The organism is Stenotrophomonas sp. RS-48 (assembly GCF_030053245.1).
GTDB lineage: Bacteria > Pseudomonadota > Gammaproteobacteria > Xanthomonadales > Xanthomonadaceae > Stenotrophomonas > Stenotrophomonas maltophilia_P.
The window spans coordinates 62,039-76,256 of sequence record NZ_JASGBV010000031.1 but is presented as its reverse complement, the minus strand read 5'-3'; the positions used below and the strand labels follow the sequence as shown (position 1 = coordinate 76,256).

13 protein-coding genes are annotated in these 14,218 nt (G+C 68.2%); 4 read left to right on the top strand and 9 right to left on the bottom strand.

Annotated features, from left to right (window positions below; all coding sequences use genetic code 11):
- Positions 1-63: 63 nt before the first annotated feature.
- The 3 genes from bioH to bioB all read right to left on the bottom strand — a co-directional run bounded on the left by bioH (position 64) and on the right by bioB (position 3,196).
- Positions 64-843: a pimeloyl-ACP methyl ester esterase BioH gene (gene bioH, locus QMZ25_RS07170; protein WP_283219368.1), complete on the bottom strand. Its 780-nt coding sequence runs from the start codon at positions 841-843 to the stop codon at positions 64-66.
- A gap of 18 nt (positions 844-861) precedes the next feature.
- Positions 862-2,085, bottom strand: a complete 1,224-nt coding sequence (gene bioF / locus QMZ25_RS07165; protein WP_065174317.1) for an 8-amino-7-oxononanoate synthase — start codon at positions 2,083-2,085, stop codon at positions 862-864.
- A gap of 67 nt (positions 2,086-2,152) precedes the next feature.
- Positions 2,153-3,196 (bottom strand): biotin synthase BioB, encoded by a 1,044-nt coding sequence (gene bioB / locus QMZ25_RS07160; protein WP_283219367.1) that lies wholly within the window; start codon positions 3,194-3,196, stop codon positions 2,153-2,155.
- 201 nt (positions 3,197-3,397) lie between these two features.
- On the opposite strand from bioB, the gene QMZ25_RS07155 reads away from it, so the two are divergent.
- The 4 genes from QMZ25_RS07155 (at position 3,398) to QMZ25_RS07140 (ending at position 6,709) form a co-directional block, all read left to right on the top strand.
- Positions 3,398-4,738: a chloride channel protein gene (locus QMZ25_RS07155; RefSeq protein WP_111187216.1), complete on the top strand. Its 1,341-nt coding sequence runs from the start codon at positions 3,398-3,400 to the stop codon at positions 4,736-4,738.
- A gap of 183 nt (positions 4,739-4,921) precedes the next feature.
- Positions 4,922-5,617 carry a ComF family protein gene (locus QMZ25_RS07150; RefSeq protein WP_283219371.1) on the top strand — a complete coding sequence of 232 codons (696 nt, stop codon included), beginning with the start codon at positions 4,922-4,924 and terminating at the stop codon, positions 5,615-5,617.
- A 58-nt stretch (positions 5,618-5,675) separates the two neighbouring features.
- Complete coding sequence (locus QMZ25_RS07145) at positions 5,676-6,227, top strand: HdeD family acid-resistance protein (protein WP_053518003.1); 552 nt, start codon at positions 5,676-5,678, stop codon at positions 6,225-6,227.
- Positions 6,228-6,277: 50 nt separating this feature from the next.
- Positions 6,278-6,709, top strand: coding sequence for a hypothetical protein (locus QMZ25_RS07140; protein ID WP_283219370.1), 432 nt, complete (start codon positions 6,278-6,280; stop codon positions 6,707-6,709).
- Positions 6,710-6,716: 7 nt separating this feature from the next.
- On the opposite strand, the gene QMZ25_RS07135 is transcribed toward QMZ25_RS07140, so the two are convergent.
- From QMZ25_RS07135 to QMZ25_RS07110, 6 genes are all read right to left on the bottom strand, one after another.
- The gene (locus tag QMZ25_RS07135) at positions 6,717-8,504 is read right to left on the bottom strand and encodes an MFS transporter (RefSeq protein WP_053518007.1); all 1,788 of its coding nucleotides are present in this window, start codon (positions 8,502-8,504) and stop codon (positions 6,717-6,719) included.
- Between the two features lie 102 nt (positions 8,505-8,606).
- Complete coding sequence (locus tag QMZ25_RS07130) at positions 8,607-9,722, bottom strand: amidohydrolase family protein (protein WP_065181471.1); 1,116 nt, start codon at positions 9,720-9,722, stop codon at positions 8,607-8,609.
- Complete coding sequence (locus tag QMZ25_RS07125; protein WP_262917953.1) at positions 9,719-10,612, bottom strand: DeoR family transcriptional regulator; 894 nt, start codon at positions 10,610-10,612, stop codon at positions 9,719-9,721. The genes QMZ25_RS07130 and QMZ25_RS07125 overlap by 4 nt, the downstream gene beginning before the upstream one ends.
- On the bottom strand, positions 10,530-11,864 hold the full coding sequence (locus QMZ25_RS07120) for a D-tagatose-bisphosphate aldolase, class II, non-catalytic subunit (protein ID WP_283219366.1): 1,335 nt from the start codon (positions 11,862-11,864) through the stop codon (positions 10,530-10,532). Before QMZ25_RS07120 ends, QMZ25_RS07125 begins: the two co-directional genes overlap by 83 nt.
- Positions 11,865-11,881: 17 nt before the next feature.
- Complete coding sequence (locus QMZ25_RS07115; RefSeq protein ID WP_180877105.1) at positions 11,882-12,820, bottom strand: ROK family protein; 939 nt, start codon at positions 12,818-12,820, stop codon at positions 11,882-11,884.
- A complete protein-coding gene (locus QMZ25_RS07110) occupies positions 12,813-13,979 on the bottom strand; it encodes an SIS domain-containing protein (protein WP_277381174.1) in 1,167 nt (388 codons plus the stop codon). Before QMZ25_RS07110 ends, QMZ25_RS07115 begins: the two co-directional genes overlap by 8 nt.
- Between the last annotated feature and the right edge of the window lie 239 nt (positions 13,980-14,218).

Sequence of the window (14,218 nt, the reverse complement as noted above, 5' to 3'; positions counted from 1 at the left end):
CCAGGGCCCAGCGGCCCTTGATACCCAGCTCCATGCGTCAGCCCTGCGCAGTTCGAAGGAACGTCATTGTCCGTCATCCGCCGGTGTCAGGCCGGCAACGAAGCGTTGCAGGACGGCGGCCACTTCGTCGGCGTGGCCGAGGAAGGGGGCGTGGCCGCCGTGAGCGATGGTCAGCGCCTGTCCGCCGGGCGCGAGCGCCGCTGCAGCCTGTATGGCGGCCGGTGGCACCAGCCTGTCGCGTTGACCGGCGATCCACAGGCTGGGCTTGCCCAGTGCCGGCAGGGCGCCGCGCAGGGCGGTGCTTTCCAGCAGCTGCAGACCCTCCCGCAGGGCGCGTGCGGTCGGTGCACCGCGCTCCACCAGGCGCTGGCGCAGGGTGCGAAGTTCCCCGCGGGCGTGCGCCGAACCCATTACATCCAGGGCCAGGAATCGTTCCAGCGTGCCACCGAAATCGCTGGCCAGCTCACGGCCGAACTGCTCGAACACGGCCGGCTCCACTGCATGCGGCCAGTCGTCGCTGCGCACGAAGCGGGGCGTGGCAGCGATCATCGCCAGTCCCCGCACTTTCGGCAGGGTCGCCGCGGCATGCAGTGCGAACAGCCCGCCCAGCGACCACCCGCACCACACCGCCGGTGGCGTGGCGGCGGCGATCGCGTTGACCACGAAGGGCAGGCGCAACGGCGTGGTGTCCCCGCGGCTGTGGCCGTGTCCGGGAAGATCGACCAGGTGCAGGGTGAACTGCTGCGCCAGGCGCTGGACCAGCGGCGCGAACACACCGCCCTGCAGGGCCCAGCCGTGGATCAGTACCAGGTCCGGCCCCTGGCCGGCGACTTCGATATGCATGCGGAAACCAGCCGAACCTCAAGCCAGGGCCGGCAACGGCGGTGGCGCGGCCTCGCGCGGCGTGATCGAGAGGCGATCACGCGCGCTGGCGATGGCCTCGACCAGCCCCCGCACCTGGTCTGCCGTGTGCAGGGCAGAGAGGGTGACGCGCAGGCGTGCCTTGCCCTCTGGAACGGTCGGCGGGCGAATCGCTCCGACCAGCCATCCCGCCTGCTCCAGCGCCTTGGACAGCGCCAGTGCGGTGTGGTCATCGCCGCACAGCAGGGGCTGGATCGGTGTCTCCGATGCCATCAGGTCCAGCCCGTGGCGGCGCGCTTCGCCGCGGAACAGTGCGATCAGGTCGACCAGCTTGGTGCGGCGCCAGTTGTCGCGGCGTGCCAGGCGCACTGCTTCCAGTGCCGCCGCCGCCAGCGCCGGCGGCATCGCGGTGGTGTAGATGTAGGGGCGGGCGGTTTCGGCCAGATGCTCGATCAGGTCTTCGCGGCCCAGCACCACCGCGCCGGCGCTGCCCAGCGCCTTGCCCAGGGTGACCAGTTGCAACGGCACGTCGTCCACGCCCAGACCGGCGGCCGCCACCGTGCCCCGGCCATCGCCGACCACGCCAACGCCATGTGCATCGTCCACATAGAACAGTGCCTGCTGCAGGCGCGCGACCAGTGACAGTGCGCGCAGCGGCGCGACGTCGCCGTCCATGCTGAAGACACCATCGGTGGCCAGCATCGCTGCGCCATCGGCTGCGTGCCTGAGCTGGCGCATGGCCCCTTCCGCATCCAGGTGCGGATAGCGGCGCAGGCGTGCGCCCGCCAGCCGCGTGGCATCGAGCAGACTGGCGTGATTGAGCTTGTCCTGCACGCAGACGTCGTTCTCTTCGCTCAGCAGCGCCTGCTGCACCGCCAGGTTGGCGGCAAAACCGCTGCCGAACAGCAGTGCGCGCGGGTAGCCCAGCCACTCGGCCATTTCGCGTTCCAGAGCATCGTGCATCGCGTGGTGGCCGCAGACCAGGTGCGATGCGCCGGCCCCGGCGCCTTCGCGGGCGGCCGCGTCCTGCAATGCATTGACCACGCTGAACTGCTGGGCCAGGCCCAGATAGTCGTTGCTGCAGAAGCCGGTCAGCCAGCGGCCTTCCACTTCCAGGCAGACGCCATCGCGGCGGGTGACCGTGCGCCGTGGGCGGCGACGACCTTGGGCATCGCGCAGCGCGCGCTGGTCCTGGATGCGGGCGGTGAGGTCGGGGCGGGCCATGGCGGCGGGAGGCGGCGACGGGGCGGCTAGGGTAGCGCGTTGCCGCGACGCCTGCTCGGGCCCCGTCTCAGGCTGCGTGAGCGCAGCCGCAGCCGGGTGCAGCGCTGCCGATATCGGCATGTGCGGTACCGCCGTGGTCGTGGCCCTCGGCGTCCACCTGCACCGCCATCGGCTGCAGGCCCAGCCGCGCGAACAATGCCAGATCGCGTTCGCTTTCCGGGTTGCCGGTGGTCAGCAGCCTGTCGCCATAGAAGATGGAGTTGGCGCCCGCCAGGAAGCACAGCGCCTGCAGTTCGTCGCTCATCGCCTCGCGGCCGGCCGACAGGCGCACCATCGAACGCGGCATGGCAATGCGTGCCACCGCGATCATGCGCACGAACTCGAACGGGTCCAGTTCTGCACTGCCGTGTAGCGGCGTACCGGCCACCTGCACCAGTCTGTTGATCGGCACCGAATCCGGATGGGCCGGCAGCGTGGCCAGGGCCAGCAGCAGGCCCACGCGCTGCGCCCGCGTCTCGCCCATGCCGACGATGCCGCCGCAGCAGGTCTTCAGGCCTGCATCCCGCACGTGCTCCAGCGTGTCCAGGCGGTCCTGGTACTGGCGGGTATGGATGATCGAGTCGTAGTAGTCCGGCGCGGTGTCGAGATTGTGGTTGTAGTAGTCCAGGCCGGCGTCCTTCAGTGCCCGTGCCTGGTCGCCACTGAGCATGCCCAGCGTGGCGCAGGTCTCCAGGCCCAGTGCCTTCACCCCGGCGATCATCGCGGTCACTTTCGGGATGTCGCGATCCTTCGGCGACCGCCAGGCCGCGCCCATGCAGAAGCGCGACGCACCGGCAGCCTTGGCCTGGCGCGCCTTGGCCAGCACCGCTTCGGTGTCCATCAGCTTCTGTGCGTTGACGCCGGTGCTGTAGCGCTGGGCCTGCGGGCAATACGCGCAGTCCTCCGGGCAGCCGCCGGTCTTCACCGACAGCAGCGTGGAGACCTGCACCCGGGCGGGGTCGAAGTGCTCGCGATGGACCGCAGCGGCGCGGAACAACAGGTCGGGGAGGGGGAGTTCGAACAGCGCCTGCAGTTCATCGTGTTGCCAGTCGTGGCGGACGGCAGTGGCCATGGCGGGACCCGGGTACGAGTGGAGCGAGGGCGGCAGTGTGGAGGGGGGTGGAAAGGCTGTCAACCCGTGAGTGTTTTTAGTGGTTTACAGTGCATCGGTTGATCAGGCCGACGCGGATGGCCGCGTTTCACCGCTTCCTGCAAGGCTTGCGGCCACAGTGACTACTGCCCAACGGAAGCGCTTGCGCGCAGACTCTGTCCCATGACCGATCTCCATCGTCTTCGCGGACGCATCGCCGCGCTGGTCCTCAGCGAGGCCTGGCGCCGCCGCGCCGCACTCTGGGGCGGTGCCGTGGCCGTGGCGCTGGTGGCCATTCTGTTCGCCAAGGCCAGCGACGCGGCGTTCCATCTGTTCCAGCGCATCACCACCCATTCGCCGTGGTGGGCGCTGCTGCTCACGCCAGGCATCTTCGCGCTGCTGGCATGGCTGACCAGCGGTGTACTGAAGCCTACCCGCGGCAGCGGCATTCCCCAGGTCATCGCTGCGCTGGACAAGCCGGATGCCTCGTTCCGCGCGACGAATCTTTCACCGGCGGTATCGGCCGGCAAGCTGCTGCTGACGTCACTGTCGTTGTTGGGCGGTGCTTCGGTCGGCCGCGAAGGTCCGACCGTGCACGTGGGTGCAAGCCTGATGTACCTGTTCGGTCGTTGGTTTGGTTTCAAGGACCCGCGTGAGCTGTCGCACTTCCTGCTGGCGGGCGGCGCCGCAGGCATCGCGGCAGCCTTCAATACCCCGTTGGCAGGCATCGTGTTCGCCATCGAGGAACTCAGCGGCCGCTTCGAGCACCGGTTCTCGGGCACGCTGCTGACGGCGGTGATCGTCGGTGGCGTCGTATCGCTGGGTCTGCTGGGCAACTACACCTACTTCGGCCATGTTTCGGCGCGGCTTCCGCTGGGCCAGGGCTGGCTGGCGATCCTGCTGTGCGGTGTGGTGGCGGGATTGCTGGGAGGACTGTTCGCGCGCGCCGTACTGGCGAGCGCGGCAGGCCGTCCGCGCTGGCTGGGGCAACTGCGCCAGCGCCATCCCGTGCTGTTGGCCGCCGGCTGCGGCCTGGTGGTGGTGGCGCTGGCGATGCTGTTTGGTGAAGGTGCGTTCGGCACCGGCTACGAACAGGCGCGCAGCCTGGTGCAGGGTCACGCGCTGGTGGGTCATGAGTTCGGGCTGATGAAGCTGCTGGCCAACCTGGCCTCCTATGTGGCCGGTATCCCCGGGGGCCTGTTCTCGCCCGCGCTGGCGGTCGGTGCCGGGTTGGGCCACAACCTGGCGGTGCTGATGCCCGGCGTGGATCCACGCGCGTTCGTGCTGCTTGGCATGTGTGCGTACCTGACCGGCGTCACCCAGGCCCCACTGACCTCCGCCGTCATCTCGCTGGAACTGACGGACAGCGGTGACCTGCTGCTGCCGATTCTGGCCACGGTACTGATTGCCCGTGGGGTATCCGGTCTGGTGTGCCGGGTGCCGATCTATCGTGGCCTGGCCGAGCTGCTGATGGTGCCTGGCCCATCGGCCGATGCCACGTCCGTCGATCCCGGTCGAAAGTAGGTGATCCGCGTACGTGCCCGGCAGATGCTGCCAGGGAGAGGCGACCGGCAGCCACCCTGGCAGGCCATGCAGTAGGGGGCACGGTGGGTCATGCCCGTCGGCACACGATGACGGGCATTTCACCGACCCATGTCTGGTCCTTCCGCCGATGGCGTCGCTGCCTGCCATGCGCGAGCCTGCGGCATGCGCATCGTCCACCGCATTGTCGCCGGGGCCCCGTTGCAGCGGCTGCTGCGCCTGCTGATTCCGCTGCGCTGCCTGGTCTGCAACGACCCGGGTCACGACGAGCTGGATCTCTGTGCGGCCTGCTACGCCGGACTGCCGTGGTCGGGTCGCGCCTGCCTGCGCTGCGCGCTGCCGCTGCCGGATGCGGCCCTGATCGTCTGCGGCAGCTGCCGCGAGGAGGCACCACCGCAGCTGGCCACGCACGCAAGCCTGCTGTACCTGCCGCCGGTGGACCAGCTGCTGGTGCGCTACAAGTTCCATCAGGACCTGGCGGCCGGACGCCTGCTCGCGCAGCTGATGCAGCGCGCGCCGCCCCCTTGGTCGTGCGCGCCGCTGGTGCCGGTGCCATTGCATGATCGGCGCCTGCGCCTGCGTGGTTACAACCAGGCAGCCGAACTATGCCGGTTGCTGCCGATGCCGGTCTGGCAGGGCCTGTACCGTCGTCGGCATACGGCACCACAATCCGAACGCACGGCCGAACAGCGCAGGGACAACCTGTTCGACGCCTTCGATGCACATGCGCCGGTGCCGCCGCGGCTGACCGTGGTCGATGATGTGATGACCACCGGCAGCACCGTGATGGAAATCGCTGAGACACTGCGCTGCGTGGGTGCCGCAGAGGTGCGCGTGTGGGTCTGCGCACGGGTTCCGTGATCGCCCTCTTCATCGCCAGGGGCTAGGATGAAGCCGATTCCGGATCGAAGGAGTGGTCATGAATTCCCCCTTGTCTCCCCTGTTGTCGGCGGTCGGTCGCAGCTGGTGGATCCTGCTGCTGTATGGCCTGGTCGCACTCGGCTTCGGCATCATCGCGATCGGCTGGCCGCTGTCGGCAGCGACGGCCCTGGCCTGGACGCTGGGCGTGATGGCCATCATCGAAGGTGTCATCAGCCTGTTCGCGCTGATCAGCGGTGGCAGCGGTGCCTCGCGTGGCTGGCTGGCGCTGTACGCCATCGCCTCGCTAGGTTTCGGCATTCTGGCGGTGATCAATCCGCTCGCCACCGCCAGTGTGCTGGTGCTGTTCCTGGCGGCGTGGCTGCTGGTGGCCGGCATCTATCGCATCGTGTACGCAATCCGCGTGCGCAGGCAGATCCAGGGCGAGTGGTTGCTGATACTCAGTGGTGTGCTGGCGGTGGTGCTGGGCCTGCTGTTTGCGGCCAATCCCTACGCGGGCGTGGCCGTGACCACGCTGTGGATCGGCATCGGCAGCCTGCTGTATGGGCTGCTGCAGGTGCTGGTGGCATTCAAGCTGAGGAAGCTGAAGTGAGGCGGGCGGGTTCGTTTCTGCTGGTCGCGGTGCTGGGCCTGGCCGGTTGCATGCCCGGCGCAACAGCGGATGCGGAGGCTGGCAGGGATCATGCGCCGCGTCCGGGCGTGGATGTGCGTCTGAGCGCAGTCGATGCTGCCGGCAATGGCACACCGGTGCAGTGGCAGGGTGAAACACTCGCGCTGCGCGAGCCACCGATTGCCGGCAGTGCCGACATCGCCGATGTCCGTTACGTGCTGGACCAGAGCCAGCAGCCCGGCCTGCAGATCCGCTATCGCAAGGAGGCACAGCAGCGCATCCACGATGGCACGGCCGCACTGGTGGGAAAGCGGGTGGCGATCAGCGTGGATGGCCGCGTGCTGACGGTGGCGACGGTGAGTGGCCCGTTCGGCGAATCGATGATGTTGAGTGGCCTACCCAGCGTGGCCGAGGCGCAGGAACTGGCATGGCACATCACCGGCCAGCGGGTGCCGGTGCCCTGAACCCTGCTCAGCGCTGCCTGGTCGCGAATCTGGCCTCGATTTCCTCCAGCGACCTGCCCTTGGTTTCCGGCAGCCAGAACGCAGCCACCAGGAAGAACACGAATGTGCAAGCCGCCCAGAACAGGAACATGCTGGCGTAGCCATAGTGGCCCACGGTCGGCAGGAAGATCGCGGCGATGGTGGTGGACACGAACTGATTGATCAGCAGCGCGATGCTCATGCCATTGGAGCGGATCCGGTTGGGCATCAGCTCGGACAGTGCCAGCCATACGCAGACGCCAGGGCCCACCGCGAAGAAGGCAACGAACACGAGGATGCAGGCGGCCACCGCCCAGCCGTGGGCGGGCGTTGGCACCGGTCCGATCCGCGCCTGCTCGATGCGCAGCGGTGCGTGCGCTGCGCCGGCCGGGTCTGCGAACGGATTCAGGTGCAGGGTGCGGAAGAAGGCGCCGATGACGCTGTCCGGCTGCACGGTGCCGGCACGGTCGATGCGCAGCTCGCGATCGATCAGGTTGTCACTGCGAAGTGCGCGCACGTTGGTAAAATCGCCATAGGCGTAGGACACGGTCAGCTGCATCGGACGGCCTTCGCTGTCGATGCCGTCAGTGAGGCGTTGCCACTGTGCCTCGTCCAGTACCAGATGCAGGCCATCGCCGCTGGCTGCGGCCTGCAGCTGCGGCTGCACATCGGCGCGGCCGCGTTCGGCCTGGAAAAACAGGGTGGCGGCGGCCAGCAGCGCCACGCAGATACCGCCGCTGCCGAGCATCAGCAGGAACTTGCGGCCCTTGCGATCGACCAGCAGCAGCGCGACCACGGTCATCACCGCATTGAGCAGCTTGATCGCCACGTCGGCGCCATTGGCCACCGAACCGGACAGGCCCGCCTGGTTGAGGATGTTCACCGCATAGGCGAGCACCGAGTTGATGCCGGTGGCCTGGGTGCAGGCCAGGACCACGCAGGCCAGCACGAACGGCACCACGTAGCGGCGGCTGAGCAGCGGATCACGCCTGCCGTTCGTGCCACTGGATTCTGGTGCCTGGATGCGCGCGAGCGTGGGCTCGACCTCGGCGGCCGGCAGCACCCGCAGCAGGCTGCGACGGGCGTCGTCCACCCGACCACGGCGGACCAGCCAGCGCGGAGACTCCGACAGCCAGAAAATGCCGGCACAGAACACCAGGCCCGGCGTCAGGCAGCTCCAGAAGATGGTCCGCCACGCATGGTCCTTCACGGCGAACAGTTCCTGCGCCTGCTGTGCCAGCGGCAGCGAGCGCACGGTTTCGGCAGCGGCATCCACGGCCTGGGCGTGGTACAGGCCGATCAGCGCCGCCAGCACGAGTCCGATGGTCAGCAGCAGCTGGAACATCGCTGCACCCCGGCCACGCCGCTCCGGACTGAGCACCTCGGCCAGGTACAGGGGTACCACCACTCCGATCAGGCCGCCGCTGATGCCCTGCAGCAGTCGGCCCAGCAGCAGCGGCGTGTAGCCCGAAGCGAGCGCCATGATGGGAATGGAGGCGGTGAACAGAACGCCAGCCAGCAGCATCGCGCCGCGGCGTCCGATCAGGTCGGCCACCATGCCGGCAAACAGTGAGGACAGCACACTGCCCAGCAGAACGGCTGCAACGACGAATCCCAGCTGCTGGCTGCTGAGCTGCCAGGCCTGGCTGGCGGTCGCTTCCAGATAGGGCAGGGCACCGGCAATGATGCCGATATCGATGCCGTACAGCAGGCCGCCGAGGCCTCCGATGAAGAGCAGATAGCGTACGGGCCAGCGCGGAGCGGTGCTTGCAGTCATCGGCAGTTCCTGTGGTAGCGCCGGACCCTGCCCGGCGGCGGTTCTTCGCAGATTGCGTTCTGTGGCGCCGCGCCATGCGTGGCTCTACGGCAGGGACGTTGCTCAGTGCAGCTCGACCACCCGGCCACCCACCACCACCTGCTGCAGGCGCAGTCCAGCGTCCAGCACCACCAGATCGGCGCGGGCGTCGGGCGCGATGCGACCGCGATCGCCCAGGCCCAGGTAGTCGGCCGGGAACGTGGAAACGCGCTGCGAGGCGTCGGCCAGATCCAGGCCGACACGCACCAGGTTGCGCAGTGCCTGGTCCATGGTCAGCGCGCTGCCGGCCAGCGAACCGGTCGCCAGCCGCACGCAACCGCCACACTTGTGCACGCGCTGTTCGCCCAGCGCGTACTCGCCATCCGGCATGCCGGTGGCGGCCGTAGCGTCGGTCACCGCGTACAGGCGCGGAATCGCGCGCGCGGCCAGGCGGATCACGCCGGGATGGATGTGCTGCAGGTCGGGAATGATCTCGGCGTAACGTGCATGGGCGAGCGCCGCCGCCGCGATGCCCGGGCGATAGTGATCGACGCCGGTCATGCCGTTGAACAGATGGGTGAAGCCGGATGCACCCGCCTGCAGAGCGGCTACACCTTCTTCGTAAGTACCCGCGCTGTGGCCGAGCTGCACACGGATGCCCATCGCCGAAAGCGCAGGAATCAGCGCCGTGTGTTCGCCGATCTCCGGCGCCAGCGTCATCACCCGGATCGGTGCCAGCGCATGCAGCTGCTGCACCAGTGCCAGCGTCGCCTCGATCGTACGGTTGGGCTGTGCGCCCAGGCGCTGAGGGCTGATGAACGGCCCTTCCAGATGCACGCCGGCGATGCATGCGGCCTCGTCGTCCGGTGCTGCCATGGTGGCGGCCACGCCCTGCAGGGCGTACTCGATCTCGTCCAGGCCGGCGGTCATGGTGGTCGCCAGCAGGGTGGTGGTACCAAAGCGCAGGTGGGTGCGGGCGATGGTGCGGGCCACATCGCCGCCCTGCATCAGGTCTACACCGGCAGCGCCGTGCACATGCAGATCGATGAAACCGGGAAGGATCACCTGCAGCTGCGGGTCATCACCGCCGCTGTGGTCGTCCACCTGCAGCTGGCGCACATGCGAGTCGAAGTGGACATGCCCACGTCGCCACCCCAGCGGGGTGAGGATGCGGCCATGCAGGGAACGGGTGTCGGTCATGCGGGCGGCTCGGCGATGATCACTTCGATGCCCAGCCGCTGCAGGCCCTCGCGGGTTGCGTCGTCGATGCCGGCGTCGGTGATGACGGTATGGATCTGATCCAGGCGGGCGATGCGATGCAGGCTGACACGGCCGAACTTGGAGGCGTCGGTCAGCACGACGATGCGCCGCGCGCGCTCGACCATGCGGTGGTTGAGGCGCGCTTCCGCCTCATCGTGGGTGGTCAGGCCGAACTGCAGGTCCAACCCGTCCACGCCCAGGAACAGGGTGTCGAAGCTGTAGGAATTGAGGCTGGCCTCGGCCTGGCTGCCCTGCAGCGACAACGACTGCTGACGCAGCAGTCCGCCCGTCAGCAGCACATTGATGCCGGCAGCATTGGCCAGTTCCCACGCGATGTTCAGGCCATTGGTCATCACCGTCACATCGCGGCGGCCACGCAGATGGCGGGCCAGCGTCATGGTGGTCGAACCGGAGTCGATGATGATGTTGTCACCGGCCTGCACCAGGTTCGCCGCGCAGGCGCCGATGGACTCCTTCAGGGGCAGATTCAGCGCATCCTTTTCATGGATGTCCTGCTCCTGCGGAGGCGTGCGCACCAGATTGGCGCCACCGTGGGTGCGGTTGGCCAGGCCCTGCGACTCGAAGTGGGTCAGGTCGGCGCGGATCGTCACCGCGGACACGCCGAAGCGCTCGACCAGATCGGCCACCTGCACCGAGCCGTGCTCGATCAGCAGCTGCAGGATCTGTTGCCGGCGGGAGCGGGTGTTGCGCATGGCGGAGTCTCGGGTCTGCTGTGAGGGGTAGAGATTAGCCGTTCGCAGCAATGCCGGCAGCGGATCGTGTGTCCTGACCGCGTTTGCCTGCCTGGTTGGCGCTGCAGGCGCGGGCATACTCGCCCAGGCACTGGCCGATGCGGTGCTGCACCAGGGCCGTCGGCGTGTTGGCCAGGCGGCCGTCACGCACGGCGCGGTACTGCTCCGGCAGGTACTGGCTCAGCAGCACCAACGGTGGCGTGTGCTGCTCCAGGTTGGAGAACAGCGTCTGCACGGCGCGCAGCAGTGCCGGCTCGCCCCAGTAGTAGCGGCAGCGGTCACTGAAGGAATAACTGCGCAACAGGCGCAGTGTCGCCTGGTCACCCTGGTAGTAGGGTTGCCAGTACTTCGGCTGCGCCACCATCACCTCCTCCAGCACCTGTGGCAGGCGCGAGCACTGCGCAGCCGGCAGCAGCGCCTGTTCGATCGCTGCCAATGCGAACAGCGCCTCACGATAGGCGAAGGTGGCGGCGGGGCCGACCTTGAGGATCGCGAAATGATCGCGGACCAGCGCATGCAGTCCGCTTTCGCGCTGGTAGTCGGTGGAGTGCGCCTCGAACACGATGCGCGGCTGCTGCTCGAGGAAGTCGGCCAGCGCGTTGGCGGCGACCGGGTCGTACTCGTGCACGCTGCTGTGATCGAAGTCAACGCCCGGCTGCACCACCATCGCGATCACGCGCTGCCAGGCATCGCGCAGTTCGGGGGTATCGAATGCCTGCTGGTGGATGGCCAGGGTCTGCGCGGCGGCTGCCGGCGTGGTCACCTGCAGGCCGCCGGCCAGCGAGGCTTCGCCGCCGGGAACGGGCACTTCGGTGCCGATCACGTACACCGGCGCCGGCAGGCCGAGCCGGGCAGCCGTGCGCTCGGCGATCGTCGCCAGTTCCGACGAACGCGCGGCCACGGTGGCATCAGGCAGCGGCACCGGATCGTCGGCGCAGGACATGCTGCAGTCCAGATGGATCTTGTGGAAGCCGGCGGCCACGTAGGTTTCGATCAGCACGCGCGCGTGGGCCATCGCTTCGGCGGCGGGGCGCTTCTGCCAGGCGTTCGGACCGAGGTGGTCGCCGCCCAGGATCAGCCGCGTGCGCGGAAAGCCTTCCTCATCCGCAAGCGTGCCGACATAGTCGCGGTACTGCGGCGGGGTCATGCCGGTGTAGCCGCCGAACTGGTCGACCTGGTTGGAGGTGGCTTCGACCAGCAGCACCGTGTCGTGTGCCAGTGCCACGTGCATGGCCGCGCGCAGCACCTGTTCGTTGCTGCAGCAGACGCTGTACAGGCCCACATTGTGGCCGGCGCGGTGGGAGGCAAGCAGGGTCTGCAACGGGGACATGGTCATGCTCCGGACAATCAGGAAAACGAGGGTTGGCAGGCAAGCAGCGCGGCACCGCGCGCGCCACCGGCATCGCCGAAGCGCGGGGGCACGATCGGCGGCACCTGCACGCCGTTGAACAGATGGGCAGCGATTGCCGCCGGCAGCTGCTGGTACAGCGGGGTGTACTGCGAGAGGCCGCCGCCGAGCACGATCACATGCGGGTCCACGGCCAGCACCAGCGCAGCGAGGCTGTGGCCGAGCAGGTCGCGGTGGATGTCCAGCGCGCTGCGTGCACGCGCATCGCCGCCTTCGGCCAGTGCGATCACCGCACTGGCATCGACGGCCGCGCCGCCCAGGTGGCGTTCGATCATCGCCAGGCCGCTGCCGGATACATAGCGCTCAACGCAGCCCTGCAGGCCGCACGCGCAGTCGATCAACGGCAGGCCGTGACGCTGCAGCAGGTGGCCCGGCACGCTCCAGTGGCCCCACTCCCCGGCCAGGCCGTTGAAGCCGGACAGCAGGCGGCCCTGCAGGCAGAAGCCGCCACCGGCGCCGGTGCCGAGGATCGCGCCGAACATGCTGGGGTAGCCGTCGGCTGCGCCGCCATGGGCTTCGGACAAGGCGAAGCACTGCAGGTCGTTGCCGAAATGGAGCGGACGCTGCAGGCGTGCCTGCAGGTCGGCCGCCACACTGTGGCCGGTCAGCGCCGGCACGTTGGCACTCAGCTGGCGGCCCGTGCGGCGGTCACGCACGCCGGGCAGCGCGATGCCGATGGCCGCATCGTTGCGGCCCAGTGCGGCGTCGGCGTCGGCGACCAGCGCCACCACCGACCGCAGAAAGCCATCGTAGTCACCCTGCGGAGTGGCCACCCGGCGGCGCCAGGTGACCTGCATCGCCGCATCGCACGCCACCAGCTCGATCTTGGTGCCGCCGATATCGATGCCGTAGCAGGCATGGGCGATCAACTCAGCCATGGTGGATGGTGACACCCTTGACCACGCGGTTCACCGTGCCGTCGGGGAACGGATTGTCCGGGGTCAGCCCCAGCGCGGCCGAGCGCTGCAGTGCGAACAGCTGGCCGAAGGCCAGCCACACCGGCGCCAGCCAGGGATCATCCAGAACCGGCTCCAGGACGGGTATGGCGAGGGTGTAGTCATCGTCGGCACCGATGTCCGAATGCGGGCCGATGGCCAGCACCTGGCTGGCCACGCCGTCGCGGCGCAGCTCGTCCAGCAGGTCCTGTTCGTAGCGGCGTGCAAGCGGCTGCACGCTGCGCAGCACGATCACCAGGGTGCTGCCATCCAGCGTGGATTTCGGGCCGTGGCGGAAACCGAGCGGCGTGTTGGCCAGCGCCAGCACGCGGCCGGCGGTCAGCTCCAGCACCTTCAGCGCGCACTCGCGCGCCAGCGCTTCCAGCGGACCGCTGCCCAGATAGATGACGCGGTTGAAGGGGCGCTGTGCCAGCGCGGCCACCGGTGCATCCCACTGCGCCTGGCCTTCGCGGGCCAGCGCAGCGAGCTGCGTCAGGCGTGCCACCCGCGTCTGCCACGGTGAGCGGTCGAACACGGTCAGCGCGGCCAGCAGCATGCAGGTCAGGCTGCTGGTCATCGCAAAGGCGCGGTCGCAGCTGGCCGACGGCATCAACAGGGTGCAGGTATCGCCACGGCCGGCACCGCGCCGGGCCAGTTCGCCATCAGCGTTGCAGGTGATGTCGAGGAAGCGTGCGTCATCCACGTCGCTGCGCACACGGTCCACCGCTGCCACGCTTTCCGGGCTGGAGCCACTGCGGCCGAACGAAACCAGCAGGGTGGGGCGGTCGCGTTGCAGATACAGCGCCGGATGGGTCAGCAGGCTGGTGGTATGCACCACACGGACGTCAGCGGCCCACTGCGCGTTGATCGCATCGGCCACCATCTCGGCGATGAAGCCGGAACTACCGGCGCCAGTGAACAACACGCGCTGATCGGGATTGTCGAGGCGGTCGCCCAGGAAGGCCTGCAGGCGTTCGCGGGCCTGCAGCAGATCCTGTGCAAGCGCGTCCCACAGTGCTGGCTGCTGGGCGATTTCAGTAGCGGTATCGGCTCCGCCCCGGCGCTGCCAGGCGGACACATCGGAAAGCAGGGTGACGTCCATTCGGAGGTTCCAGTTGGGCCATCGCACGATCTGCGTTTTCTTTCGAAATGTCAAATACCGAAAGCAAAAAGAAAGATAAAGAGCGCTTGGCGTTTCTGGTAGACCGCAATCGTCCAAAACGAAAGGAATCGAAGAATGCCGTATCGCACCAAGCTTAACAGGGGGGTGCAAGCGATTACACAAAGTACTGCGCCGCATCACCTTTCGTTTCAGTCGAACTTATCTTACTTTTTGCTTTC